The sequence below is a fragment of the Nocardioides alkalitolerans DSM 16699 genome (assembly GCF_000426525.1).
Lineage (GTDB): Bacteria > Actinomycetota > Actinomycetes > Propionibacteriales > Nocardioidaceae > Nocardioides > Nocardioides alkalitolerans.
Genome location: NZ_AUFN01000002.1, coordinates 1 through 23,826, shown reverse-complemented (window position 1 = coordinate 23,826; position 23,826 = coordinate 1). Strand labels below are relative to the sequence as shown.

Annotated in this window: 23 protein-coding genes; 8 read left to right on the top strand and 15 right to left on the bottom strand. The window is 68.8% G+C overall.

What is annotated here, in order from left to right:
* Nucleotides 1-54: 54 nt before the first annotated feature.
* The 3 genes from K329_RS0100420 to mobC form a co-directional block, all read right to left on the bottom strand.
* Nucleotides 55-1,002 carry a hypothetical protein gene (locus tag K329_RS0100420; RefSeq protein WP_043641724.1) on the bottom strand — a complete coding sequence of 316 codons (948 nt, stop codon included), beginning with the start codon at nucleotides 1,000-1,002 and terminating at the stop codon, nucleotides 55-57.
* Between the two features lie 123 nt (nucleotides 1,003-1,125).
* Complete coding sequence (locus K329_RS0100415) at nucleotides 1,126-2,934, bottom strand: relaxase/mobilization nuclease domain-containing protein (protein ID WP_211225699.1); 1,809 nt, start codon at nucleotides 2,932-2,934, stop codon at nucleotides 1,126-1,128.
* Nucleotides 2,935-3,022: 88 nt separating this feature from the next.
* Complete coding sequence (gene mobC / locus K329_RS0100410; RefSeq protein WP_211225698.1) at nucleotides 3,023-3,346, bottom strand: plasmid mobilization relaxosome protein MobC; 324 nt, start codon at nucleotides 3,344-3,346, stop codon at nucleotides 3,023-3,025.
* A 392-nt stretch (nucleotides 3,347-3,738) separates the two neighbouring features.
* On the opposite strand from mobC, the gene K329_RS23565 reads away from it, so the two are divergent.
* Together K329_RS23565 and K329_RS30580 are read left to right on the top strand one after the other, a co-directional pair.
* A complete protein-coding gene (locus K329_RS23565; protein WP_084540880.1) occupies nucleotides 3,739-4,140 on the top strand; it encodes a hypothetical protein in 402 nt (133 codons plus the stop codon).
* Nucleotides 4,141-4,414: 274 nt separating this feature from the next.
* Nucleotides 4,415-7,072, top strand: coding sequence for a hypothetical protein (locus K329_RS30580; RefSeq protein ID WP_157571501.1), 2,658 nt, complete (start codon nucleotides 4,415-4,417; stop codon nucleotides 7,070-7,072).
* 68 nt (nucleotides 7,073-7,140) lie between these two features.
* On the opposite strand, the gene K329_RS0100390 is transcribed toward K329_RS30580, so the two are convergent.
* Genes K329_RS0100390 through K329_RS23560 form a run of 3 tightly spaced genes read right to left on the bottom strand, consistent with a single transcriptional unit; the run spans nucleotide 7,141 to nucleotide 8,760 of the window.
* The gene (locus K329_RS0100390) at nucleotides 7,141-7,731 is read right to left on the bottom strand and encodes a recombinase family protein (RefSeq protein ID WP_028471516.1); all 591 of its coding nucleotides are present in this window, start codon (nucleotides 7,729-7,731) and stop codon (nucleotides 7,141-7,143) included.
* The gene (locus K329_RS0100385) at nucleotides 7,728-8,570 is read right to left on the bottom strand and encodes a Fic/DOC family protein (protein ID WP_028471515.1); all 843 of its coding nucleotides are present in this window, start codon (nucleotides 8,568-8,570) and stop codon (nucleotides 7,728-7,730) included. The genes K329_RS0100390 and K329_RS0100385 overlap by 4 nt, the downstream gene beginning before the upstream one ends.
* A complete protein-coding gene (locus K329_RS23560) occupies nucleotides 8,557-8,760 on the bottom strand; it encodes an antitoxin VbhA family protein (protein WP_043641721.1) in 204 nt (67 codons plus the stop codon). Before K329_RS23560 ends, K329_RS0100385 begins: the two co-directional genes overlap by 14 nt.
* A gap of 349 nt (nucleotides 8,761-9,109) precedes the next feature.
* On the opposite strand from K329_RS23560, the gene K329_RS23555 reads away from it, so the two are divergent.
* From K329_RS23555 to K329_RS29155, 3 genes are all read left to right on the top strand, one after another.
* A complete protein-coding gene (locus tag K329_RS23555; protein WP_084540884.1) occupies nucleotides 9,110-9,697 on the top strand; it encodes an RNA polymerase sigma factor in 588 nt (195 codons plus the stop codon).
* The gene (locus tag K329_RS0100370; RefSeq protein WP_028471514.1) at nucleotides 9,694-11,052 is read left to right on the top strand and encodes a beta propeller repeat protein; all 1,359 of its coding nucleotides are present in this window, start codon (nucleotides 9,694-9,696) and stop codon (nucleotides 11,050-11,052) included. The genes K329_RS23555 and K329_RS0100370 overlap by 4 nt, the downstream gene beginning before the upstream one ends.
* Before the next feature lie 102 nt (nucleotides 11,053-11,154).
* Nucleotides 11,155-11,739: a DUF6892 domain-containing protein gene (locus K329_RS29155; protein WP_052336195.1), complete on the top strand. Its 585-nt coding sequence runs from the start codon at nucleotides 11,155-11,157 to the stop codon at nucleotides 11,737-11,739.
* Nucleotides 11,740-12,105: 366 nt separating this feature from the next.
* Here the strand turns inward: K329_RS29155 and K329_RS30575 are convergent, their stop codons facing one another.
* The 3 genes from K329_RS30575 to K329_RS0100355 form a co-directional block, all read right to left on the bottom strand.
* Complete coding sequence (locus K329_RS30575; RefSeq protein ID WP_157571500.1) at nucleotides 12,106-12,339, bottom strand: hypothetical protein; 234 nt, start codon at nucleotides 12,337-12,339, stop codon at nucleotides 12,106-12,108.
* Between the two features lie 52 nt (nucleotides 12,340-12,391).
* Nucleotides 12,392-12,778, bottom strand: a complete 387-nt coding sequence (locus K329_RS0100360; RefSeq protein ID WP_028471513.1) for a hypothetical protein — start codon at nucleotides 12,776-12,778, stop codon at nucleotides 12,392-12,394.
* Between the two features lie 390 nt (nucleotides 12,779-13,168).
* Nucleotides 13,169-13,861, bottom strand: a complete 693-nt coding sequence (locus tag K329_RS0100355) for a GAF and ANTAR domain-containing protein (RefSeq protein WP_028471512.1) — start codon at nucleotides 13,859-13,861, stop codon at nucleotides 13,169-13,171.
* Nucleotides 13,862-14,280: 419 nt separating this feature from the next.
* On the opposite strand from K329_RS0100355, the gene K329_RS0100350 reads away from it, so the two are divergent.
* Together K329_RS0100350 and K329_RS0100345 are read left to right on the top strand one after the other, a co-directional pair.
* Complete coding sequence (locus K329_RS0100350) at nucleotides 14,281-14,640, top strand: hypothetical protein (RefSeq protein WP_157571499.1); 360 nt, start codon at nucleotides 14,281-14,283, stop codon at nucleotides 14,638-14,640.
* Nucleotides 14,641-14,824: 184 nt separating this feature from the next.
* Nucleotides 14,825-15,181, top strand: a complete 357-nt coding sequence (locus tag K329_RS0100345; RefSeq protein ID WP_028471510.1) for a hypothetical protein — start codon at nucleotides 14,825-14,827, stop codon at nucleotides 15,179-15,181.
* A 757-nt stretch (nucleotides 15,182-15,938) separates the two neighbouring features.
* On the opposite strand, the gene K329_RS30570 is transcribed toward K329_RS0100345, so the two are convergent.
* Entirely contained in the window at nucleotides 15,939-16,976 is a 1,038-nt protein-coding gene (locus tag K329_RS30570; protein ID WP_157571498.1) for a helix-turn-helix domain-containing protein, read from the bottom strand.
* A gap of 220 nt (nucleotides 16,977-17,196) precedes the next feature.
* Here K329_RS30570 and K329_RS30565 point away from each other — a divergent pair, with 220 nt between their 5' ends.
* Nucleotides 17,197-17,862 (top strand): HEPN domain-containing protein, encoded by a 666-nt coding sequence (locus K329_RS30565; protein ID WP_157571497.1) that lies wholly within the window; start codon nucleotides 17,197-17,199, stop codon nucleotides 17,860-17,862.
* Nucleotides 17,863-17,921: 59 nt separating this feature from the next.
* Here K329_RS30565 and K329_RS31375 read toward each other — a convergent pair whose 3' ends face one another.
* From K329_RS31375 to K329_RS0100310, 5 genes are all read right to left on the bottom strand, one after another.
* Nucleotides 17,922-19,151: a BsuBI/PstI family type II restriction endonuclease gene (locus tag K329_RS31375; protein ID WP_211225697.1), complete on the bottom strand. Its 1,230-nt coding sequence runs from the start codon at nucleotides 19,149-19,151 to the stop codon at nucleotides 17,922-17,924.
* 185 nt (nucleotides 19,152-19,336) lie between these two features.
* Nucleotides 19,337-20,593: an Eco57I restriction-modification methylase domain-containing protein gene (locus K329_RS23540; RefSeq protein ID WP_169721555.1), complete on the bottom strand. Its 1,257-nt coding sequence runs from the start codon at nucleotides 20,591-20,593 to the stop codon at nucleotides 19,337-19,339.
* Between the two features lie 737 nt (nucleotides 20,594-21,330).
* Nucleotides 21,331-21,780: a single-stranded DNA-binding protein gene (ssb, locus tag K329_RS23535; RefSeq protein ID WP_052336193.1), complete on the bottom strand. Its 450-nt coding sequence runs from the start codon at nucleotides 21,778-21,780 to the stop codon at nucleotides 21,331-21,333.
* A 113-nt stretch (nucleotides 21,781-21,893) separates the two neighbouring features.
* Complete coding sequence (locus K329_RS0100315) at nucleotides 21,894-22,103, bottom strand: hypothetical protein (protein ID WP_028471507.1); 210 nt, start codon at nucleotides 22,101-22,103, stop codon at nucleotides 21,894-21,896.
* A gap of 510 nt (nucleotides 22,104-22,613) precedes the next feature.
* Entirely contained in the window at nucleotides 22,614-23,717 is a 1,104-nt protein-coding gene (locus K329_RS0100310) for a DUF4192 domain-containing protein (RefSeq protein ID WP_028471506.1), read from the bottom strand.
* Between the last annotated feature and the right edge of the window lie 109 nt (nucleotides 23,718-23,826).

The following is a 23,826-nucleotide window of genomic DNA, read 5'->3' as shown; positions in this document are numbered from 1 at the left end:
TCTGGGACCACCCGCAGGTTGCGGGTTGGTACGCGGCCGGCTAAGTGGAACTTCTCAGCGGCCGCGCTCACCGCCGTCACGGCCCCGTTGGGTGACTTGGAGGCCTAGCGCCCGTCGAGATGTCTGCGACGTCTCCAGGGCCTTGTCAGTGACGGCCGCGGTGACGGCCTCGGTGGCCGGTTTGGCCTGGCTGACGTCGGCGAGCATCCGGGCAGCCACCACGTCGGGGGCGATGCCCTTCGCCTCGAGCTGGGCCGCGGTCTCGGCACGTCGCTCACGACTGTCGTAGGCGGCCACGCCCGCGACGCGGGCCAGCACTGCTCGCTCGTTCGCCGCGGACGCCGCGGCGACCTGCTCAAGGGCCGCGGCCCGCTCGTCGGGATCGGGCTCGTAGAGCGCGGCCGACCGGGCCTGCTCGGCCTGCTGCTCGCTCTGCTGGTCGGTCTGCTGGTCGGCGCGCTGCTCGTCGAGCGTGGCGGTGGCCATCAGTGTCTGCGCCTCGACGCCCTGGGCGGCGGCGCCGACGCGCGCGGCCTCAGCCCGGATCCGGCCCTCCTCGGCGAGCTGCTCATGGGCTCGGACCGCGGCGGAGAGCACCTGGGGGTCGAGCGCTCCGGCGCCGCCGGCAGCGTCGAGCTCGACACCGAATCGGTCCTTGACCTCGGTCTCGATGCGACGCTTCACCCAGTCGGCGTTGAGGTCGTCGGCCGACCAGGCGTAGGCCGTCCGGTAGGCCGATCCGATCATCTCGGGGGTGGCCTTGTCCCACCACTCCGGTCGGGTCACCGCGGCGAGCTGGAAGCCCGTCACGCGGCGCTCGGCCTCGTAGCGCGCGCGGACCTCGCGGGCCTCTTGCGCGGACTGCGCCTGCGCGCGCCGTAGCGCGTTCTCCCGGGCGCGGGCGACCTGCTGCGCCACCTGCAGGGCCGCAGTCATGGCGACCCGCACCAGCCCCTCCATCGCCTCGTCGACGCCGTCTCCGCTACCTGCGGTGTTGTCCATGACCAATCCCCGTCCTCTCGATTCATCCCGAGCTGCTTCGAGCTGCAACACGACCGCCGGGCGATCATCGGGCGGCCCACGCTGCTACCAGGTTGTCCCCGTCCCAGCAGGGGCAACCTCACCTCACCGTTCGACCTCCCCATGCTCGCGGGCGTCCCGCCCGGGGCCGCCGGATCGACGCGACGTCGCCGCCGCAGGCCCGACCGGCGGAGCCGTGCTGGCTTCCGTTGCCGGCCTGGCCTGGCTGGCGTTGACCACCTCGAACATCGCCCGCACCTGCGGGTCGACCGCCTCCAACGCAGCCGCGCGACGGACCGCCCGATCGTCGTGACGATCCCGCCGCCCGGGCTGTTGATCGTGCCTGCGCTCCGGGTGGAGCGGCTCGAGCGGTCGTGCTGCCACCGTGGCGTCCGACAGGCGATCGTGGACGGCCACCAGGGACGCACGCGCCGCTGCGAGCTCGACGTCGGCCTGGCGGTGGTCCTGCGCCGCTCGAGCGGCCGCCATCACCCCGGAGGTCAGGCGGATCATCTGCCGCACCATCACCGCCTGCGCGACCGGTCCACGGCCGCCGTGCGCGACGCTGGCGAACAACATCGCCGCCCCCGAGAGAGCCACCGTGCCGGCCTTCTGGGGGCGCACCGTGCGACGGTAGGTCTGCGCGGACCTAGACAGCACCTCGGACGCCGCGGCGAGCTCACCGGGCACCGCCTCGGTCGCGTTGGACCACGCCGCGAGCGCGCCCGCGCTCTGACGCGCCACCGTCGCCCAGGTGTCGCGGTCGGTGACCGGCACGGCACGCAACCGCTCGACCAGCTGCTCGACGCGCTCGGCCTGCGCGGCCCACTGCGCCGGCGTCGGCTCGACGTTCTCGCGGCCCGGCGCGACCACACGTCGACCACGCTTCGCAGCGGCCCACTCGGCCGCGGCCTCGCTCGCACCGGTGGGGGTGTCCTCCCACCCGTCGCGCAGCCGCGGCAGCGTCAGGTCGCGGCCCAGGTGGCCACCGCCGTACCAGATCGGACGCTCCCCGTACTGGGGACGCTCGGCCACCGAGTAGCCCGTCACCACGTCGGTGCGGCCGTGCGCGAACCGGGCCTGTACCAGCAGGCCGTCGCGTCGGATCCGGCGCACGAACTCGCCCTCGGAACGGCTCGCCGACGCCGACCCACGGACCTTCAACGCGAGTAGGAACCGCGGCTCGTCCGTGCGCATCTCGGCCGCCACGAGCGCGGCCCGGGCGTCGCCGGTGAGGTCCTCCCAGCGAGGACCGCCCGTCTGCTCGCCAGTCGTCCCAGCGGCCGTGTCGCCGGCGTGCTCACGGTCGTAGCGGGCGCGCGCACGTGAGCGTGCCTGGGCCTCTCGCTCGGCCGGGTCGTAGCCGCGCGTGGCGCGCTCGGCCTGCACCGACTCCAACGTCTCCAGGTCGTACTTGATCTCGAGCGCGCGCGAGGCCGCCTGCACGCGCGAGTAGTCCTTGTGGGTGGTGGCCTTGGTGCCGTCCTCGCGCACCAGGTTGACCGCGATGTGGATGTGGTCGTTGTCGTTGGTCGACAACCCGTGGTGCACCGCGACCCACCGGCACGCGGCCTTGGTGCCTTCGTTGTCGTCGAAGCCCATCGCGCGCACGAAGTCCGACGCGATCGCGCCCCAGGTCTCGTCGCTCAGCTGGCCCTCACGGGCCGCTAGCGACAGCGAGCAGTGCCACACGTGGCCGCCGGCGACGTCGACGCCGAACGCCTTGCGTGGGCGCTCGAGGTGACGCGCGATCGCCAACGCCGAGTCGCGTCCCAACGAGTCGTCGTCGTGCCACATCATCAATGCCTCGTCGCCCGCGACGAGGTGCGGTTCGGTGTGCTCGTTCGACCTGCCCGGGCCGGTCAGGTACACCAGCAGACCGGCCATCCGGTCGCCCTTGGTGACGTTCGGCATCACCGGACAACACCCGCCCCAACGCCAGCCCGGACACCGACCACAACACCGGCCACAACACGGGCTCGGACACCGGTCATGACGCTGCTCATCGTGGGCCTTCGCTGAGGGCATCGACCGCGTCGTCGATGCGGAACGCGAGACGGCGGACCGCCTCCAGCGTCACGCTCATCTCGGCCTGGACCTCACCGGTCGCGTTGGTCGCCTTGGCCATCTGGTTGACGTTCGTGGCCAGACCAGCAAGGACCCGGTGAAGCCGGAACAGCTCGGCCAGGACGTCATCACGCACCAGCGAGTGCGTCGCCGCGTTCGCGGCCCCACCGGCCAGCGCCGACTCCACTAGCAACTTCGGGATGCTCACCCCGTAGCGCAGGGCCAGCGCGAGCAGCTGGCCCTCCTCCTCGGGAGTCACCTTCACCTCGTGGCGGTGCTGACGACCACCCACCACGCGACGACGCCGGCGCGGGGACCGGGCAGGCCGACCAGCGGAGCTGTCGGCACCCTCGCCCGGGTCGTTCCCACCCCAGACAGACACAGCCTGTCTCCTCCTCAGCCCAGCGCAGCGACCCCACCCCCTGTGGGGACTGAGACCCCAGTCTGGGGGACGCTAGGCGCAGTCGCAACCAATCAGCCGTGCTGATCCTATAGCTTGCTCCGTCCGGGGCACGATTGGCAGTTCCTAGCGGCGGCAGCCGGTAGAGGTCGCGGGACGCGACCAGTGCGCAGCGCCGGCAGCGCAGCGGCACGACACAACCAAGCGTCTCGGCCTTCCGACCACACCGACCACTCGCCTAGGCTGAGCGCATGTCGAACACACTCAGCGTCGAGGAAGCCGTCGAGCGCGCCAGACGCCTCCAGGACGACCGAATCACTGCTGTGCGCGACGTCGCCACCGCACGACAGAACGTCATCGACGTCCGCGCAGAGACGGACCGCGAACTGGCCGAGCTCCAGGCCAAGATCGCCGAACGCATCAGCACCGCAGAGCGCGAGGACGCCCAGACGTACCGTGCCGCGCTCAAGGCCGGATGGACCGAGAAGGAACTCCGAGAGATCGGCTTCGCCGAGCCCGACAAGAAGCGCCGCACACGACGCACCCGCGCCATCAGCAGCGGCACCAACACCGACACCTCCGACGCCGCGCCGGCAACTCAGGATCACGGCACCGACACCGACACGCAGCCCACCGAACACGCCAACAACTAGGCAACGCGCTCCAGGTCCGTGGGCCCCTCCCCGACGCCGGATCGTTTCACCCTCGCCGGCCCCCGCGAAGGGCGCTACGCGTCACTCCGTGATGCGGCTCCGCCGCACCCTTCACAGAAACCGTCGAGCGCAGAGACGCGGCATCTATCGGGGGCGGGGCAAGAGTGGGGACGTTCAAGACTCATCACACGAGACGGCGCCGCCAGTACCCGATCGCTGACTCGTACTCGTACTTTGTGGGGCGCGCCCCGCGGGTAGGCAATACGCTCCGTTGGTGCACGAGATCGACAGCAGCCAACCTCGCCCGAGCTACAGCGAGACGTACTTCAGTCTGCGCGCCCCCCGGGTTGCGATCGTGTTTCCTGCCTCGACTCCACACTGGGACTACTTCGCGCGCCGGGCGCTATGGCAAGCAAACCAGTTGTGGGGCGGCGCTGGGTTCGTCCTGGTTCCCCACCTTGACGGCGTCGTGTCCGATCACGTCTTACGGGCCGTGGCGGCCTACGACCCCGACTACGTCGTTCCGCACCAAGTCGACTGGCGGGAACTTTTCACCGCTGACCGCTCCGCAAGAGCCATGTTCGGCGACCCCGATGGAGAGAGCTTCGACGCCGCCGTACTGGATGACTGGCCGGCCACAGCAGACGCACACGACCGGAGAACAAACGCGGCTCGCGACCACGTGTCGCTCACCTGCCAGGTGTATCGCCGCCTCGACGAGACCGTTCCGCCACCGGCGCAAGACCGAGAGGCGCTGGTGCGCTGGGACCAGGCGTGGAGCAACCACGAAGAATCGGTCATGTCGCTCGACACCACCGTGGCTTTGTCCCCCGTCGCAGGCGTCGGAGAGGTGCCCGGCCTCTGTGTAGCTGCGCCGCCGGGGCTCCGCGGCCCATGGGGTTCTTGGACGGCCGCCCTCCTGGGATCGGTAGACGAACCCGAACTTCCCAGTCCCGATGAGACCGATGGACCAAACCCTGCCCCCGATGCACTCTCGCCCACCGAAGCTCTCGCAATGGCCGAATGGTTCTACTCCCTCCACGTACGTCAGGCCTTCGGCACGAATCGACGGCCGCCAGCTCACTTGATCCACCACGATGGCGGTCTCAAGCTGGGCGCCGACACCAAGACTCTGCCGCAAGCCTGGGATCGATCCACGCCTGGCCTTGTGTCCGTGGGCGATGCCTCAGCGCGCCGACGGACGACCATCGTGGTCGGCGACACCCCAGACGACTTCGCCTTGGCACTGATCTATGAGCGGCTCTACGGGAAGGCCCTCTGGATCCACAGTGACTGGTCTCCCCTGGCCCCAAACCTCACCGAGGCCGGCCGCCACGGCGCTACCGCCCTCTCACTGCTGGGCGATCAACTGCTCCGACTAGGACACGCGGTGATCACAACCGCATCCGCAGACAAGCAGCTCCTGGACGGGATCGCAGACCTCATCCTGGGCGAGGAAACCGCAGCCAACGACGGCGAAGGCGAGAGCCATTCCGAGGTACCCAACGAGGCGTCAACGGAGCGCCGGACCAAGCTCATCGCACGACGGCGATTGCTAACCGACACGTCCCCACAGTTCCCCGCCCGCGGGATGCTGCACCTAGCCGTGATCGATGAGTACTCGACCAGAATGACGTTGCCCGTCCTGGAAGACGACCAGGCCACCACATTCACAACAACGCCACCACCGCTACGACCCACCAACACTCAGCTCGACGGCGTTGACGTCATCTGGCAGGTCGACCTACGCATCGAGGGGTCAACCATGCCCCTAGGACGCGGTCTTCACGGCGAACAACTCGCTGCGCACGCCGACGCCAAGTACGAGACCTGGATCCGGTCGGGTAACCGCAGCGTCAGTTACGAAAGCCGCCGTTATGACTTCATCGCCGCCGGCGCCACCCTCGAGCAGCGCCTCGCGCGGCCTCGAACGCGATCGCTCAACCTCCAGGCGTGGTGCGACGCAATGGCGGGGCAGGCCGGCTACGACACCGGCTGGTCCGACGCCGGGCGCCGAGCCCACCTACTGGAACAGATGTGGGGCTCCCGGCAAGCAATGAGCGCCGACTTCGCACACAACTTCACCGCGCTGGCGAAGGCGTTCGTCCCCACCGGCAAGAGCACGCGGACGGCCTATCCTGAAGGCGACGGAGTCTTCATCACCGGTGTCGGCGGCTTCCTTCCCTTCTCAACTATCCGAGACATCCTGGTGCCGCGAACGAACGACGACGAGAGCGAAAATGATCGCGCAGCACGGGAGCGTGAGACCCGGATCGAACTCGACATCCATCTCGCGCGTGGCGTGATCCGCCGCGGCCTGATGTTGCAGTGCCGCACCTGCGAGACCCTCAGCTTCGTACCCGTGGACGACCTCGGCCAGCGCAACCGGTGCGGCCGCTGTGGCTCCTACAGCGAACTCACCCTCCAGACGTGGCGTCAGCCTGCCAACGAACCCACCTGGTTCTACGACCTTCACCAGGTCGCGCGAGATCTCATCAAGAACAATGGCCACGCGCCAGCCTGGTTGACTGCCCATCTGTCGAGAAAACCGAAGAACTACACCGACTGCGCCGAGCTGAACCTGTACCAACTCGGAACTCGGCAGTCTGTTGCCGAAGTCGACCTCGTCGCACTCGTCGACGGCACCTTGATCACCGCCGAAGTCAAGACATCCGACTCCCTGGAAGGAACGGCGCCACGCCGCGCTCAAGCTGCCCACAAGCGGCTGCAGTGGGCAGCAGTGCTGCAGGCCGACGAAATCGTGCTCGCCTCTACTGCGGCCGCCTGGGAGTCGTCCAGCATCACCGTCATGCGCACCAAGATGCGCGACGCGATCAACGATCGGGTCTTCGCGCCCGACCGGACACCCCGACTCCGCCTCATCAACAACCTCGGCAGCGACGCTGTGACCGACAAGTACGTCGACCTCTGACACCTCGCCACAGACTGCCGCGGACAACCCACCCAGGACGTGAAGCGCGCGTCTAAGCGTGTTGACCGCTACTGGACGGCGTTGAGATCGTCTTCATTGCGCGCGAGCGCTCGAGCGACCGACGACTTGCCGACGCCAAGCACGGTCGCGATGTGCTGGATGCTGTGGCCGTCCTGGCGCAGCCTGACGGCCGCCGCGGTGCGCTCGGGGGTCATCACCGAGGGCCGGCCACCGACACGGCCCTGGGCACGTGCGTGCGCCAGGCCACGGCGGGTGTTCTCTCGGATCGTGGCCACCCGCAGCTGGGCGAGCACCGCCATGATTCCCACAATCGCCTCCCCCATCGGCGTGGACGTGTCGACGTCAAGGAACGGCTCCGTCAGGCTCCGCAGCCGCACCCCGCGCCGGCCCAGGTCGCGTATCAGCTCGATGGCCATCTGCTCGGTGCCCGCGATGCGGTCCAGCGCACGAATGACCAACGTGTCTCCCGGGCGCAGGTAGTCCCCGCACGCCTTCCACTGCGGCCGGTCCGCAATCCGGCTGGACTCCCCGTGGTCGACGAACACCCGCACCGCGCCAGCGGCTCGCAGCTCGGCCTCCTGGGCCTCCGGGCTCTGCTCACGCGTGCTGACCCGCGCGTACCCGACGACGTTGCTCACCGCTCCATCTCCTCCCCCGGCCCCTCGACCGGACCCGCCGCACTGGCCGGGCGCCCCAGCTGACTCCTCGACCGGTCCCCCGCCTCGTCGACCGTCCTGCCGTGGTCGGCCTCGCGGTCTCGGTCAGCGCGGCCGCCGGCGTGCGTGCTCGAGGGAAACGACAGCCGCGCGAGCTCGGCGGCCTGCCACGCCGGGTCCCGGCCGGCCACGGGGGCCGCCTCGGTGACGATCCGGTCGAACATCGCGCGTAGCAGCGCAAGGTCGTGCTGGTCGGACGCGGCGCGGCACGCGGCGTCGTTGGTCGACCCGTGCACCAGGCGCCAGTCGAGCTGCCAGCCCGCGTCGCGCGCCACCCGGTTCCACAGCACCCGTTGGGTACGGCCGTTGCCCTCACGGAAGGGGTGGATGTAGTTGAACTGGTCGTAGTGGTGAGCCAGGCGTTTGATGAACCGACCGCGCTCCATGCCTCGCAGGTGGTCATCGGCGCGCAGCTCCTCCGCCGCGTACACCGAGGCGCGCTCGATCATCGAAACCGGCAGGAAGTAGCCGGCTCCCTCGACGTTCTTGCGGACGTCGACGGTGCGCAGTTCCCCCGCCCAGTCGTAGACGTCGCCGAACAGGTGGCGGTGGATCGCGCGCAGCTCGTCGAGATCTCCGGTCGCCTTCACACCCCATGCCGCCGGCCGGTCCGTCAGCTGCACCAACCGGACAAACGCAAGGTCGCCCTCGATCTCCTCGAGAGCGACCTTGGTGCGGGCGCCGACCTTGTTGCGCAGCAGAACCGTGTCCGGGTCCAGGTACGGATCGACGAACAAACCGTCGGGCTCAGTCGAGGCCATAGCGCGATCGCGCACGCGCCACGAGCTCGTCGGAGTCAATGCGCCCCGCCACGTACTCCGCAGCGTCGTCGCGGCCGCGGGCCGACACCGTCAGGCCCTCCATCTCGCCACTGTGGATCGCCTCGGCAACACGCCGCTCACGCTCCCCCACCGACGTCGCACGAACCCCGGAAACCGGCGTCTTCGCCATGACTGACTCCTCTCGACCTACACCCGATTCTACCGCGCATCCCGAAAACGATCCAGCGACCGTTTCGGGACAGAATGGTTTCGGTCCTGGGTTTCGGGACGCGGAACGCCGGCGTGTCCACGTCTCCGGACGCCGGCAGCGGGGCGGACCAGAAACGAACGAATTCGATCTGCGTGTTTGTCGGCCTCCCGCTTGCGGCTCGGCCAGGGGGCGCCCGCATCTTCGGAGAATTTTTCTGGGTGGGTGCGCAACCGGACGGTCTGCTCAGTAGTCGTGTGATCAGGTGGCGCCGGGACGATCCGGTGCGGCGGTGATGAGCGGCCACGCGGTGGTAGCGGGACGGGGAAGCATGGTCGGCAGCAGTGCTCGGGCACGAAGGGAGCAACGCGTTCAGGAGATCTACGCCGTGTCGTATCGGCGCCTGGTCGCGCAGCTGACGGTCGTGTCGGGTGATCATGGCGACGCGGAGGAAGCCGTAATGGAGGCTTTCGCCCGTGCGCTCGAGCACCGGGGGTTCGTCGAGCTCATCAATCCTGAGGCGTGGCTGCGCACGGTGGCTCTCAACCTCGCTCGCAGTCGCTGGCGGCGCACCAGACGTCTCACCGACCTGACGCGCCTCGTCGTAGCGGGCGAGCGCGCCCAGGCCCCGACCGACTCGGCCGGCGCCAGGGTGTCCACGGACCAGTTCTGGGCTGAGCGGATGGACCTCCTGACCGCCATGCGTCAGCTGCCCACCGCGCAACGAGAGGCGATCGCCTTGCACCACCTCGCCGACCTGTCTGTGCACGAGGTCGCTGAGACCCTCCAAGTGCCGACCGGCACCGTCAAGGCCCGACTCGCTCGCGGCAGGACCGCCCTGGCCCGGATCCTCGACGACACCCAGCCCCACACCCCAGCACACTCACCGGCACGCTCGTCTGTGGAGGACCCGTCATGAATGACCTCGACCCGCGCCTGGAGCGCGCCCTGCGTCCGATGGTCGACGACGTCGCTGCCGCGACCGATCTGCCTGCGTTCTCCGAGGTCCACGGGCGTGCCCAGCGCCGGCAGCGGCGTCGCCGCACCCAGATGGCGGTCGCCTCGGTCGCTGTGGCGGCCTCGCTGGTGGTCGGTGTGGTGGGCCTCGACGTCCTCGACACCAACGACTCCTCCCCCCAGCCAGCTGGACCAGCCGGGCCGACGGGTTCGTCCTCGCCGGCCCCCACGGCGGTCGAGCCCACCCGCACCGACGAGACGGATGGAACGGACGGAGCGGAGATCTCGGGCGAGGCTGCGGATCTCGTTGCTGCGCCCACCTCGGTGGCGCACAGCTCCAGGACGACCTCCGCCGGGGACGTGGCTACGGTATGGGGCGACGCCACCGGTGAGAACTGGGCGTTGGCGATCCGTCCCGTCGACGGTGAGACCACCGCGGTCTCTCTTCCCGCTGCGGCTGTGCCGCCACTGCTGGTGGCCCACGCCGACGGGTTCCTCGCCTTCGACCCCACCACCTCGACCGCGACGGCCGTGGACCTCGAGGGCAGCGTCACCCAACCCGAACCCACCGGCGGCAACCCGTCCCCCAAGGCCGGGGACGTCGCCTTCGTCGCGGCCCCCGGCGCAGACGAGGAGAGCACCGTCCGGTTGTTCTCACCCGCCCGCGGTGAGATCGCCCAGTTCCCACCTATCGACGCCGACACCGACGCCGACGCCGACGCCGCGGTCGACGCAGTCACGGCCGCGGTGGTCACCGGCTCCGGTGACGTCGTCGCTAGCTGGACCACGTTCGAGGACATCGAGGCCGACCAAGGCGCCCAGGCCGGTGTCGCACGATGGGACGGAAACCAGTGGGAGAGCACCGTGCTCGACACCAGCCCGGTCACCGGCGGCGGGGTGCAACCCACCACCACCAGCGGTCTTCTCGCCGCGGCGGGTACGTGGCTGGTGGCCACCACCTCCTACGATCGCGAGGCCACGTCGGTCAGCACGATGTGGACCAGCCCCGACGACGGCGCCACCTGGACTCAACAAGACCTCCCGGCCACACCCGCCGCCTTCTCCGCCATCGCGATCACCCCCACCGGCACCCTGGTCATCGACGACGCGGAGACCACCAACGTCATCCGGATCCCCGCCGGCGGAGAACCAGCCCGCAGCACCGACCCCGCGCTCGACACCGGCCCCTACCACTACCTCGCTGAGAGTCTCTGGGGCGCCGGCGACACCATCTGGGGCCGTGACACCGACGGCACCACCCTCTGGTCCACCGACGACGCCACCACCTGGACCCCCACACCTGTCGCTGGCCGTTAGCCGACGAAGCCCGAAACAACGAAGAAGCCGCAACTCCGTGGCCGAGAAAGATCACCGGCTTACCGACGACCGCCCGTCTGTGAGAGCCAAGAGGACCGTGATGTGCCCGGCGTAGAGGACAACGTCGAGTCGGTCGACGGCGTACTCGATGCTGCCCTGGCCCTGTCAGCACTGTCATGCGTTTGGGGAGAAGCCAGCGGAGGGAGCCTCTTCGGCATGACAGATCGCGAGGAGTTCGGCGACGTGGTGGAGTTCGAGGACTTCGTCATCAAGCTGTTGGTCATCGACCAGCTGATGAAGGAGGGCGCTGTCGTTCCACCCCACCCCACTGCGCACAAATGGCTGGAGGCCACCCGCGGGATCGACCCTCACGAGGTTGACGACCTGATCTACGACACCTACGCGCACAAGAGGATCCCGGAGATCGAACAGTGGGCGCGCGACCTGGAACTCGACAGGGCGCAGGTCTCGCTGGTGCAGCGCCTGGTCTGGGACGGCGGGATCGAGATCTTCATGCTGATCGCAGCCAGCTGGGACGGCGAGGACGACCTGTTCGACCCGAGAACCTGGGTCGATGTGACCCCTGAACGCTTCCCGATGCTCGAGTCCGTGGTCTACGTCGAGCCCTTCGAGGACGACGTAAGACGGGCCCTAGAGGACGCCGGCGTGACGCTGCGGCACGTCTGACCAGCGCGATGACGACCTAGGCGCCGTAGTTCCGGTCCGCGCTCAACCGCGCGGGAACGCGATCCGGGCGGGACACGCACCTCGCGCCCCCGAATCGAGGCCGGTGTGGTGCCCGGCCCCTCCCCCGGACTGCTCACAAACGACCCATTTTGAGCGGGCTGCTGGTCCCGGCGGACACCGTTCCGCGAGGACCGGGCCGTTTGTCGTCGAGATCTGGCGGCGCTCCACAGCGCGGTCAGCGCGGTCAGCGCGGTCACGTGGATGAACCACGCTTGGTCCAGGAACCTGGAGGAAACGCATCAGCCAGGAGGGCCTTGTGGCCGCATTCATGTTCGACCTGCGTGAACCACTCACCGGGCGCTGCTCTTACCGAGGGAGACGAGGTGGTTCGGGGTGGATGGTTGCGACAATGCGCCCGGACACTTTCTCCACAACCTGAGTCGGGCCGCCAACCTGATTGGCTACCTTGGCCGCGCGCCTACGCGCGGCGTCGAGATCGCCGCCGGGCACCACCAGCCGGTCGATAACTTTCAACGCAGCCAGGTCTCGCGAAGACCATTCGATGTAGCGCACCAGGTACCAGATGGTGTTGGGATTCACGAGATCTCCTCTCTCGCGCCAGCGTCGCGACAGGTCGGGTGGCCCCCGGTGTTCAGCGAGTCGCGTCTGGATGTCTGCACACAGCTAATACTCCGGTGCGTAGATCGCCGAGGTAGACCGGTGGCAGCCCGGGTGGAGCTGCGGCCAGGCGGAGGTCCCAGGTGGGCCCGGCAACGATCTGCCAGTCCTCGAGGGGCTCGTACGTCACGGCCTCCAGGGCGCGGTAAACGTGGCGCCGCAAGGCGACCAGCTCGCTGTCAACGATCCGCCACAGCCGGTCGTCGTCGCGAGGCAAGAACGGCGCAGCCCCCAGCGGCAGTGCAATCACGTACTCATGTCCAGGGTGAGACGCCTCGACGTGGTCGAGCATGGCGTCGACCAGCCGGTGAACTGAGCCCGGCTCGACCGCGGCGATCGGGAGGTCGGGCAATAGCTTCATGACACCTCCACCGTAGGCGAAGTACCGGCGGCTTCGTGACAAAATGTGCATGTTGCAAGCCCGACTGCGATCGGATGGGAACGTGCGCATCCCGGGCGCGGTGTGGGCGCGGTGTGGTGTCGGGCGGTCCGCTTCGCGGGCTCGAGCGTGGCCAAGGGTCTTCCTCCTCAACGATTTCAGTGGTGACGGGGCAGTGTGAGAGTGACGTGGGTCCCCGCTCCGGGCCTCGCTAGCGACGGCGATGGTGCCGCGGTGGGCCACCTGCAAGCCAGGGATCCCCCCGATCTCTGCGCCGATCTATGCAGATCCCCGCGCGTTGTCATGGGGCGGCACCGTCACGCCCGTGTGAGACGGCGGTGCTCGCGCGGTGGCGGTCTCGACGCCCGAGCGTCAAGGCCCTCCGGGGAGCTGCCGGGTGCGCACGAGGTGCTCGGCGACGGCGCGTAGCTTGATGTTGCGGGTCTGCGAGATCCGCGCGAGGGCGGCGAAGGCCTGTTCGGGGCTGAGGTCGAACCGCTCCATCAGCAGGCCGGTGGCCTGACCGATGAGGGTCCGGGTGTCGAGCGCCACGACGAGGTTCTCGCTGTCCTGCGCCGCGGCGAGGGCCACGCCGACGTGGGCGGCGAGCGTCGTGGCGTGGTGGATGTCGTCGGTGGTGAACGCCGACGGGGCGGCGCCGTACAGGTTGAGGGCGCCGAGGGTGTCGGCGCTCGAGAACAGCCGGTGGCTCAGCATGCTGCGCATCCCGAGCTCCCGGGCGACCCGGGGGCCCCAGCGCGGCCATCGGTCGTCGGTCGTCAGGTCGTTGCTGTGCACGAGCTCGTGTCGCTGCAGCGCGTCGAGGCACGGACCCTCGCCGAGCTCGTACTGCCACTCGTCGATGTCGCGGGCGTGGGGATGCGTGAGCACGGGCGTCTCGATGCCGGTCTTCGTCACGATCGAGACCGCCCCGATCTCGCACCCGGTGATGACGGTGCGGGCGGCCTCGACGGCGAGCTGCATGGTGGCCACGGTCGAGCGCTCACCCTGCATGCTGCGTGCGATGTCGGCGAGGTCGCGGTTGAACTGCTCGGGGCCCGTCATGACACCCATCGTGCCCCAGCCCAGACACCACGTCTGACGAACATGCAGCGACCCGGGCCGCGGAGCGGCCAGCAACGGGACGTCGGTGACGAGTCGGACGGCCTGAACTGGTCAACGACGGTGGCGACCGGCTCCCGGGCCCGACCGACCCTTCGCGCCCCAACTTGGCCGCCCCCTTGGTCGTCGCGGAAACGCGTCTCGCCGGGACCCCCTTCTGGCCAATTCCCATCTGAGCGACCGCCGGGCGACGAATAGAAGTTGTCGTGGTTTGTGCCTGTAGGTGCTCCCGGAGGTGTCTCGATGGAAGACCGTTCTGAATGCTTCGCGCCCGGTCGTGAGCTGCGGGTGAGACCGTCCCCGGCGACTCGTCATGGCTGGTCGTAGAGGTGTGCCTTGAGCGCCGGCCGACCGACTTGTGGATGGTTGTCCTCGAGCAGATCGCGAAGGACATCGTCGAAACAGCCGCCGAGACTGGCACCAACGGCGCCCAGACCGTGACCGCGGCCGCGGCCGCGGTCGCAGACGGGGCCGGGGCCGCTCCGGTGAATGACCGCGGGGTGGGTTTCGGGGTCGGGCACACCGAGTGTCGCGCCTCGGAGCTGGAGCAGACGGTGGCGACGCTGCGCGACGTCGTCCGAGTGGTCGACCAGGTCCACGCCCACCTCCAACGTGAGGGCGGAGACCACGAAGAAGCTCGCAGCACCCAGCTAGACGCTTTGCTATCGGCCGGCCGCGGCGACGCCACCACAACCGTCACGCGACATCGGCGGGTGGTCTGATCCACGACCGGGTACAGGGCGTACTTGCGCGCTCGCTACCTCCCCTCGGCGACGACGCGCTCGCTCGCCCAAGTGCCCGTGACGGGGGGACCCGCTCACCGCACGACACGCGCCCGGACAGCCCGGACGGGTCGCCGGCGGTCGAGTGCCGTTGGGGTGTTGCTACACCCCACCTGGAGGTCGCATGACCCACGCCTTCAACATCTCCGCCGTGCTCGCGCTCGGAGCAGGACTGGCCGGAGTGCTGTGGCGGCTCCTGGTCGCTGAACGAATAAGGGATGCGCGCACGCACCGCCTCGAGCTCGCCGGGCGCCATCGCGCCGCGAGGTTGCGGACCCACGCCGGCCTCGCCTCCGCGACCACCGTGACCCTCGCCGCCGCCACGGGCACCATCTACCTCAGCTCCACCACTACCGGCGCGCTAGCTGTCCTGCTCACCGGCACCGCCATCCTCGGCAGCGCCTCCCTGGTCGCCCGCCTCCACGGCCCCCTGATCGGACGGGACCAAGACCCAGCCGCGCGCGGACGCCTCGGCGAGTGAACCCGAACCGCGGCACCCCAACGAGAAGGCCAAGCCCCAGGTGGACCTAGAAGCCGTTCGCACACCATGAGCGTTCCGGTTAGGAATCGCCTATCGGGACGACGGCCTTAGATCAGGCCGCCGTGCCGAGTGCTGAACGTGTTTGTGCGCAGATGCATCAACTGTCCCTAGACGCAAAGACCCTCGGCTCCACATCCACCGTTCGGTAACCAAGCGCGGCCGGCTGTGTCACCCTCAATGCGGGGGTAGGTGTCATGACAATGGGCGAGGTCGACGCCACGGGAGACCCGGACCCGACAACGGGATCCGAGACAGAGCCAGACCAACCACAGGTGGAAGGTCCACAGATCGTGCAGGTCGCCCGTCTGCGGGTGGGCGACCGAGTGGTGCTGTCGTCCCTCGAGCACTGGGGCTGGCTCGAGCTCGTCGCCATCGACGGCTCGGCGGCCACCGGGTACGCCTACCTGCTGACACTGCGAGCGCGATGCGCTGCCACACGACGGCTCGTACACGTCACGACCTGGCGCCACGGCTGGGACACCGCGGCCAGGCTCCCCCTCGACAGCACCTCTGCCACGACCCTCACCGCCGGGAGCCCTCCCGCGCGCGCTCGAAGACGCGGGCGCGGCAGGCGCTGAGCGTCGACGAGCCGCCCCTCGTCTAGCGAGGGTTCAGTGCCGACCCACGAACGACGAACCGACCCCTGGAGTAGGCGGAGCAAACGCGGACAGCCCACGACGACCACAGATGACGAACCTCACGGGTCACCGCGGCGAGCTGACGCTCCTGAGTCTTTGCGCAGGCGACGGAGGTCGTCGGATGTGAGGTCGAGAGCCGCGGGGTGGCGGCCGAGGTCCTGGGCGCCCTCGTCGGCGTCGAGGCCGAGGGCTGCGGCCATGCAGGTAGCCACGCGCAGCAGGTCGCGGCTGGCGGGAGGGGTCGGTGAGCGTTCGACCCGGGCAATGGTCACGCGGGTGCAGGGCCCGAGGACCTGCGCCACAATCTCGGCGAGCCGCGTCTGCGACATGTACTCCCCGCTGGGAAGGCGCGTGCTGCGGCGGACAGCGCGGAGCGTGGCTCCCCACGGCGGCGTCGCCTTCGCGAGGTGCTCGACCAGGCCGGGAATATCGGTACGTAGAACGGTCGGCACCGGGGCACCTGGGTCGCGTTGGGTGAGGATCCCGTCTCGGACGGCCTCGGCGACTTTGGCGGTGGTGCAGCCGGCGATGCGGGCGGTCTCTTCGAAGGTCGCCCACCGGGCGCGTTCGTCGAGCATCTGCTGTAGCGAGGTCTCGGCGACCCACCACCGGCGTCCCTGCTTCACCCCGTCCAGGACGCCGGTCCTGAGCATCTTCAGCACGTGGGCGCGGGTCATGTCGAGGGCGACCGCCGCCTCGATGGTTGCCACGCACTCCTGTGGGGGTTCCGGTCCTCGTCGAGGTCCGGGGTCGGCGCGCCGGGCGAGCTCGCGCTCGGCCAGCTCGTCGCGCCGCCGACGACGCGCCCGCTTCGCCCGTTCGCGCTCGGCCCACCACGCGGCGAACTCCCGCACCGACTCCGCCTCCAACGTCGGACGGCTCCCATGGCGAGGGCGGGTGCGTAACAGCGACTCAGGGCGCCGGCTGTGCCAATCGATGACTGCGATCGAGCAACCCACCAGCGCAGCAGCGTCGGGTTGCGTCAGCCACGTCGGCTCGCCACCGGCCCCGGAGCCCTCCTCAACCGCGTCATCAACGGCTCGATTGCCGGCGCCAGTCGCCAGCTCGACGTCGTCTTGTCCGGTAGTCGTACCCACGACACGAATCATGCCAACGCCGGCCCCGCACGAAAGCGGACTGAAGGACGCAAGTCCCCACGTGAGACTGCTGGCAGCACATCCGGACAACCGGGGTGTCTGCGAACGGGAACCGATCGTTTGAGGTCCTAGCGCCAGAAAACGCGGCGGCTCAAAATTTGCGCACACACTTTGGCCATACTCCGTCTCTGCACCTCAAGGCGGGTGTAAACAAGAGTCCATGGCATCCAAGGCACGTAAGGCGTTCAACACAAGCTGCGAAGACATTGACCGCCTTCTTGAGATTCACGGGTCAATCGCAGGCGACCAGCCTGGACGGAAGCACCAGGTTGAGGTTCTCCACAAAGCGGCAGTTGTTCTACTGACAGCAATATGGGAGGCCTACTGCGAGGATATTGCTGCCGAGGGCCTCGAATTCCTCGTCCAAAAAGCGCCCGACGCGGCATCACTGCCGAAGGACTTGCGAAAGCAGGTCGCCAAGGAACTCGACGAAGACCACGACCAGCTAGCAATGTGGCGCCTGGCGGGAGATGGGTGGCGCCCCGTTCTGGAGAATCGACTGACGGACCTGCAGACCGAACGAAACCGAAGACTCAACACACCCAAAACAGGGCAGATCGACGACCTGTTCAGTCGCGCGCTTGGAATATCGGGAATGTCGCAAACCTGGTCTTGGGAGGGCATGAGCGCGGACAGAGCATCGAAAAAACTAGATGACTTCGTCAGCCTGCGCGGCTCCATCGCACACCGAGGCGCAGCTGCCAGCGCCGTCCACAAGAAGGACGTAACGGACTACTACGAGCTGGTCAAGCATCTCGTGGGTAAAACTGGAGGGAAAGTCAAGTCAGACCTCAAGAAGGCGACCGGCGAGGATCTCTGGAACTGACCCTTGCCGCCGCGCGCGTAAGACTGGGATCAAGTCCAGCTATACCCAGGAAAATCGGCTTAAGGCTTCGAGTCTGCGCGTCGAATGAGCCACTGCCGCACGCCCTTGTCAAGCACAAACACCCATTCCTCGCGACATTTCCCGCAGTCCATTCGCACGTAATGCTCGCGGTTTCCTGGAATATTCTCGTGCTCTTCGACAATCTTTCCGTCGCCGCACGGGCATCGATACTCGTAGTATTCCGAGGTTCCGGAGCCACCGAGATAGTTGGTATCGTCCGTGGCGGTAGTGATTCTCTCGGTGCGGATGCCATCGGACTGCGTCGTCGCAGCTGCGACCTCGACGACGTCAACTCCATGTGGGTCTTGGTCGCCACCCAAGCCGGGTAGACCCGCAGCCTCCGAGTCTTCAGCTAGATCGCGCCAAGCTAGTTCGTGTGTCGGCTCGTCGGCGAACCAGGCAAACGTGCCCGCTGCCAGGTCTTTGAGTCTCTTCCGCGCAGCGGCGTCAGCGCGAGAACGGAACGCAGTCAGGAAACGACAGTGCTCGGGGTCGATACCTTGCGCCGCGGCCCACGTCTCGAGTTTCGCTCGGCGGGCATCGTCGATAGGCCCGTCGCTGTTGACGGCTTCGATGATCCAAAACACAACTGGATCTGGCTTCAGGTCGGCTAATACTGCGTCCGGGAGAAGCGTTGAAGGGTTGATGGTGATGCCGAGAAACCGGAGCAGGTCGTTGTCACCAGCAAAGAGTTTCTCTCCTGGCTCGCTGATGGCGACGACAACGGGCTTCCCCAGACGGAGCGGGGCCCATCCCTCGATGACGCCCTTCAGGATCAGGGAGGCGATGCCGGGCTCGAGCGTGCGGGTGATGCCGCCGGGGAGCTGGACACGGACAGCGGACTGGTCTCGCTTCTCGTAAGTCGCGAAGGCAGCCTTCAACTTCGCGCCCGGCGAGAGATGACGATCGCGCCAGGTCTCGACGGCGGCGTCGAACTCATCTTGCGTCAGCGACGGGTCGAAGAGGTCTGCGAAGTCGTCCTCTAGAGCCCATATGGGGCCGGGGTAGGAGGTGGCCTTGTCTGATCGGCGCCGCACAGCACCCGACTCCAGCCACTTGTGGAACGTTTCGTCGCGAATTGTCTCGCGACTGTTGTCCGCGTAGGAGGGGTTGAACTCGATCCCCCACTCTTGGACAAGATCAGCTGCTGCTCTGCGGCTCTTCGCAGCCGCAATGCGCCAGTCCCGCCGATTGTCATCCGAAGCGTGCTCGAGCGTGGCTTCCGACATCCACATCACCGTCGATGGCCTGGCCCAGACGCTGGGAGACCCTGCCTGAGGTGCGATTGCGTCTACATAGATCATTGCGGCCACCGCCATGCCCGCGACGGGGCTAGACATCACCGTGTCAGAAGCGGCTCGCGGGAAGATCTGAGCGAGTCGTTCTACCGCGAACGCCCGGGTGATGACTGGCCTCATCGGGAGCCGTCCAGGTGATAAAGACCGCGGACAGCCGCTTCGAACTCGTCATCGGGCAGAACCGACAACTGGTCGAGCACCTCGAGGCTTGGAAACGGCAACGCCTCGAGCTCGTACGCGGACAGCGCGACAGACCCGGAGATGCATCGGGTCAGGCTGTCAAGCGTCGTGGTGGCAAGAAGTCGACCCAGCAGCTGCGCGGAGATGGCGGGGCCTTCCTGTCGGGGTCGCAACACGTTGACGTGGTTCTCGACGACGACGCCGCCGCCCCAATCGGTCAGAGTCTCGGGGCTCAGCACAGCTGAGACGAGCCGGCGCCGCTGCTCGGGTGAGGTTGTGCGCTGAACCAATACCGAGGGTTCGGTGAGAACCATCAGGCGGGCGTCGTTGTCGTCGCGGATGGTGAGGTAGCGCAGCGCAGCTCGGGCGGGGTCGCGGTGGATCCGTCCGCCGTCGAGGTCCGCGGCCCAGAGCACCGGGCGTCGTGATCGGGCTGGGTGTTGGTGCAGATCGTCGCGTCTTCTGTTCCACACCAACGGTCCGGTTGTGACTCGCCAGCCCAGGTCCGAGAGTCGAAGGGGCAGGGTGGAAGATCCGGCCGCGATGGGTGCGAGGTCAGCCCGGCGTGGCAGGACCCACGGCCGGCCGCCCCGCGGTGTCGCGATCGTGGCGATCTCCGAGACTCTGGATCCAGCGCTCGTCACTGTGGTCCTGCGTACGCGCTTGCGCGTGAACACGGCGAGACACGTCTCTTGCAGCACCGACCCAAAAACGCCGGAGCGGTCTTCAACGAAACGGATCGACTGCATGCGGGTGTCGCCCGCGAGTAAGCGTCGCAGCGGCTCGAAGTAGCGGCCTGCGGTGAATGACGTCGGGACCAGGGCGGCGAGGACTCCGGCGTCGTCGAGGCTCTGATGCGCGGCAGCCATGAAGATGGCGTAGAGATTGGCGTGTCCGTAGAGGACATCGGCGAACCGCTCGCGGTCCGTGGCCGAGAGTCGGACACGGCCGTACGGCGGGTTCATAAGGACCGCAAGAGCGGGGGGGGCCGGTGCGAGTCCGTCACCCACTCGCGCGAGGGCGGGTAGGGGCCGTCGCCGCGCGGCGGGCACACGCATCAAGGTGGGCAGCATCTCGGCGGCTAGAACCACGTTCGCGATCCAGACCGCAGCTGGGTCGGCGTCGATTCCCTCGATACGGGAAGGCAGGCCCGCCAGAACGATCTGCGGATCCGTGGCAACGCTGGCCGCCAAGTGCTCTCGTAGAGCGGGAAGGAGCAGCGCTCCGGACCCGCAGGCGGGGTCGCGAACGAGCCCGGTCAGCTCCATTCCGTAGTGCCGGCGCCCCAAGCCGGCTCGAGCCATCTCCCAGAGCTGGGTGGCAAGCGCGTTGGGGGTGTAGTGCCGCCCGTGTCGAGCTCGCACGCCGGGATCAAGGGCAGCGACGTATGCGGATCCCAGTTCATCGGGCCGCAACGGCCCCCATGACGGTTCCAGCGGAGGCGCTTCCTCGCTGAGCTCGAGCGGTGGTTCGGCAGAGACCGCGCTGTGGACATCTAGCCAGGCGCCGGACAACCCCGCTGCTGACGCTCGCGCTGACCACCAGGCGGGCACGGCGGCGAGAACAGCGGCGGCGGTGGGGGTCAACTCGGCGGCGGGGTCGGCCGAGCCGACCGTTGAGCGCGACCCGCGGGCGCCCAGCTCCCGGGCGGCAAGTACCAGCTGACTAGCACCGAGAGCGTCCACGACAGAACTTTAGACCGCGACGAACAGCGGCACACTGAGGATCGCCAACTTGTCACCGGGACCTAGGTGTCGCCCCTGGTTGGGCATCCGGTCTCACGGCCCCCGGGGTGCCCCGCGCTGTTCCCCACGGCCCCCGGGGTGCCCCGCGCTGTTCCCCACGGCGGGGAGGGTGCTCCGCGGGGCGCAGATCCCCACGAAACACCCTCCCGCCCGAGCTGGCCGGCCCTCGTCCCGGCTGGTCGCCCTCAGCTGCCGGCGCCGCCCCCGTTGTCGCCCCCGTTGTCGCTGCTGGTGCCGCTGGCGGTGCGGCGGGGGTTCTTCTCGAGCTCGGCGGTGGCGTAGGACAGGGACGCGCCGATCTCGCCGTCGCGCTCGTTGACCACGACGACGTCGCGGGTGCGCTTCTCCCCGGACTCACGATCCGTCCAGGTCTCGGTCTCGACGTAGCCGTGGACCAGGACCCGGTCGCCACGCGTGATGGACTCGGCGACGTTCTCGGCCGGCTGGCCCCACACGGTGACGTTGTGGGCGGTGGGCTCGGCGTCCTCCCACTCCCCCGCCCCCTGGCCCGTGTTGTTGCGGACGCGGCGGTTGACCAGGACCCGGAGGTTGGCGACGGCCTTGCCCTGCGGGGTGTAGCGCAGCTCGGGGTCGGCTGCGGCGTTGCCGGCGAACGTGATGACGGTGGTGCTCATGGCGGTGGTTCCTTCCTGAAGGGTTTCCCCCGGGGGTATCCGGGAGGTACTGAGGTACTGAGGTCCGTAGGCACGGACCCGCGTGGTGTGGCTGAGGTGGCTGGCTAGTGGTGTCAGCTGGGGCGGCCGCCGACCGCGGCGGCGAGGTCCTCGAGCGCGGTGAGCGCGCCGCGGACGGTGGCCGGGTTGTGGTGGTTGCGGGTGGTGTTGAGCAGCTCGCGCGCGGCGCCGAGCTGGGTCCGGTTGGTGGCCGGGTGGCTCTCAAGGGCAGTGAGAGCGCGCTGCGCTCGAGCGGCGGCCTGGGCCTGGTCGCTGATCCGCATCGGCCGTCTCCCTCTCTCGGTCGGGGTGCTGAGTGCTGGTGGGGCTGGTGGACCGGTCTGTCCCCTTGCTCCCAACAACTGCCGCGGATCGCGGTCGTGGTCGTAGGTGAAGGGCCGGCTGGAGCGGAGCGGGGCCGGCATGTCTTGCCCTTCGCCTGCGGGTGCGGCCGTAGAACGATTGCGGCGTTGGGAGCAAGGAAGACCCCCGCTTTCCCGGGTCTGGTTCTGGTCTGTTGAGGGGCTGTCACGCGGCCCCCTGGGGTTGGGGGCCGGGTGTCGTGGCGGGGTTGGTGAGCTGGCGAGCCAGGACCGCCGGCGCGGCGGTGTGCCAGTACCCTCGTTGTGTCGATGGTGGTGGGGCGCGTTCGCTGCAGGGGTGGGCAGCTGGTGGCGTGGCCGGTCGGTCCGGGTCGATCCCGGGCCGACCGGCACCACCCCGCAGGTCGCCCGGATGCGGTGGACCCGGACCGCCAGGGTCGTGTGTCCTGGCGGTCCGGGCACGTGTGAGCGTCAGCGGAGGGCGGCCGCGAACTTCTCCCACGTCGTGGGCGGGACTGCGTTCGTGAGGACGTCGCGCAGGAGGCCCGCGAGACCGGACGCCGCGACCCCGTCATCTGCTCCGGCGGGCGCCTGGTCGCGGGCACCGACGTTGGCCAGGTCGTAGGCGATCCAGGCGAGCGCGCCGTGGCCCTGGAGCCAGGCGGTGAGTCCGGCCAGGATCAGCGGGACCGTGGCGTGCTCGGCGGGGACACGTCGGGCGACGTCGGCCCACAGGTCGTGGTCGACGCTGGCGGTGTCACGGCGCAGACCGCAGGTGACGACGTCGCGCAGGGTCCCGTTCGCGACGTCGACGACGATGCGGGCCACGTCGTGGTCGGCGAGCGGCGTCCGGTAGGTCCGCCACTGCGCGACGACGGCGCGCAGCCACCTGGCCTCCTCGTGGCCCCACTCCCCCACCTCATCCGCTGTGGGCTCGAGGCGCAGCCGCAGCCGGTCGGTGCCGACGGCGGCCCGGCGATCTGCAATGAGGTCGGCCAGCCGGTCGTGGCCCTGCTGGTCGTGGGCGGTGGGGAGCAGGTGCGCCCCGGCCTCGGCGCGGCTGGGCGCGGGGGCACGGCGACCGTCCGCGATCGCGGGGGCGGTGAAACGGTCGTGGTCGGCCTGGGTGACGGGCCCACTGGGGCGGGTGATGATCCCGGCGGCGTGCAGGTCTCGGTTCGTCTGGGGGTTGGTCTCGGGGTCGAGGAGGTCGCCGTGGTCGATCCACCGGTCGCCGGTGATCTGCAGGACGGGGCCGATCTTCCCGGTCGTGAGCATGGCGGCCACGCCGAGCAGGGCGTCGCGGGCGTCGTTCTGGTCCTCGGTGAAGGACGCCAGGACCCACATGGTCTCGGGGGTGCCGTGCTGGGCCGCGACGCCGCCGATGGAGGTTGCGACCTGCAGAACGGCTTCCGCGTCGTGGGGGTGGTCGATCCGCAGGTGCGGGCCACTTCCCCCACCGGTTGACGGGTTGCCGCCGACGCTGAGCACCACGAGGGAGTCGGTCGGGTCGAAGCCGAGCACGACGGGCACGGTGGCCGCGACGTCGGCGGGGGTTGCGATGGTGAGCCTCATGTGAGGGCTCCTCTCTGCGCCGGGGCCGGGTGGTGGGCTTCTGCGTTGCCGACCGTTTTTCGCCCTCCCCGGGCAGGTTCTGATGACGGGGGCCGGTGGAGTGCCCGGA

Excerpts from the sequence above, each read along its gene's own strand:
- K329_RS0100420 (WP_043641724.1), bottom strand. The coding sequence starts at position 1,002 with ATGGACAACACCGCAGGTAGCGGAGACGGCGTCGACGAGGCGATGGAG.
- K329_RS0100415 (WP_211225699.1), bottom strand. The coding sequence starts at position 2,934 with ATGCCGAACGTCACCAAGGGCGACCGGATGGCCGGTCTGCTGGTGTAC.
- K329_RS23565 (WP_084540880.1), top strand. The coding sequence starts at position 3,739 with ATGTCGAACACACTCAGCGTCGAGGAAGCCGTCGAGCGCGCCAGACGC.
- K329_RS0100385 (WP_028471515.1), bottom strand. The coding sequence starts at position 8,570 with ATGGCCTCGACTGAGCCCGACGGTTTGTTCGTCGATCCGTACCTGGAC.
- K329_RS23560 (WP_043641721.1), bottom strand. The coding sequence starts at position 8,760 with ATGGCGAAGACGCCGGTTTCCGGGGTTCGTGCGACGTCGGTGGGGGAG.
- K329_RS23555 (WP_084540884.1), top strand. The coding sequence starts at position 9,110 with ATGGTCGGCAGCAGTGCTCGGGCACGAAGGGAGCAACGCGTTCAGGAG.
- K329_RS0100370 (WP_028471514.1), top strand. The coding sequence starts at position 9,694 with ATGAATGACCTCGACCCGCGCCTGGAGCGCGCCCTGCGTCCGATGGTC.
- K329_RS0100360 (WP_028471513.1), bottom strand. The coding sequence starts at position 12,778 with ATGAAGCTATTGCCCGACCTCCCGATCGCCGCGGTCGAGCCGGGCTCA.
- K329_RS0100355 (WP_028471512.1), bottom strand. The coding sequence starts at position 13,861 with ATGACGGGCCCCGAGCAGTTCAACCGCGACCTCGCCGACATCGCACGC.
- K329_RS0100350 (WP_157571499.1), top strand. The coding sequence starts at position 14,281 with ATGGTTGTCCTCGAGCAGATCGCGAAGGACATCGTCGAAACAGCCGCC.
- K329_RS0100345 (WP_028471510.1), top strand. The coding sequence starts at position 14,825 with ATGACCCACGCCTTCAACATCTCCGCCGTGCTCGCGCTCGGAGCAGGA.
- K329_RS30565 (WP_157571497.1), top strand. The coding sequence starts at position 17,197 with ATGGCATCCAAGGCACGTAAGGCGTTCAACACAAGCTGCGAAGACATT.
- K329_RS31375 (WP_211225697.1), bottom strand. The coding sequence starts at position 19,151 with ATGTCGGAAGCCACGCTCGAGCACGCTTCGGATGACAATCGGCGGGAC.
- ssb (WP_052336193.1), bottom strand. The coding sequence starts at position 21,780 with ATGAGCACCACCGTCATCACGTTCGCCGGCAACGCCGCAGCCGACCCC.
- K329_RS0100315 (WP_028471507.1), bottom strand. The coding sequence starts at position 22,103 with ATGCGGATCAGCGACCAGGCCCAGGCCGCCGCTCGAGCGCAGCGCGCT.
- K329_RS0100310 (WP_028471506.1), bottom strand. The coding sequence starts at position 23,717 with ATGAGGCTCACCATCGCAACCCCCGCCGACGTCGCGGCCACCGTGCCC.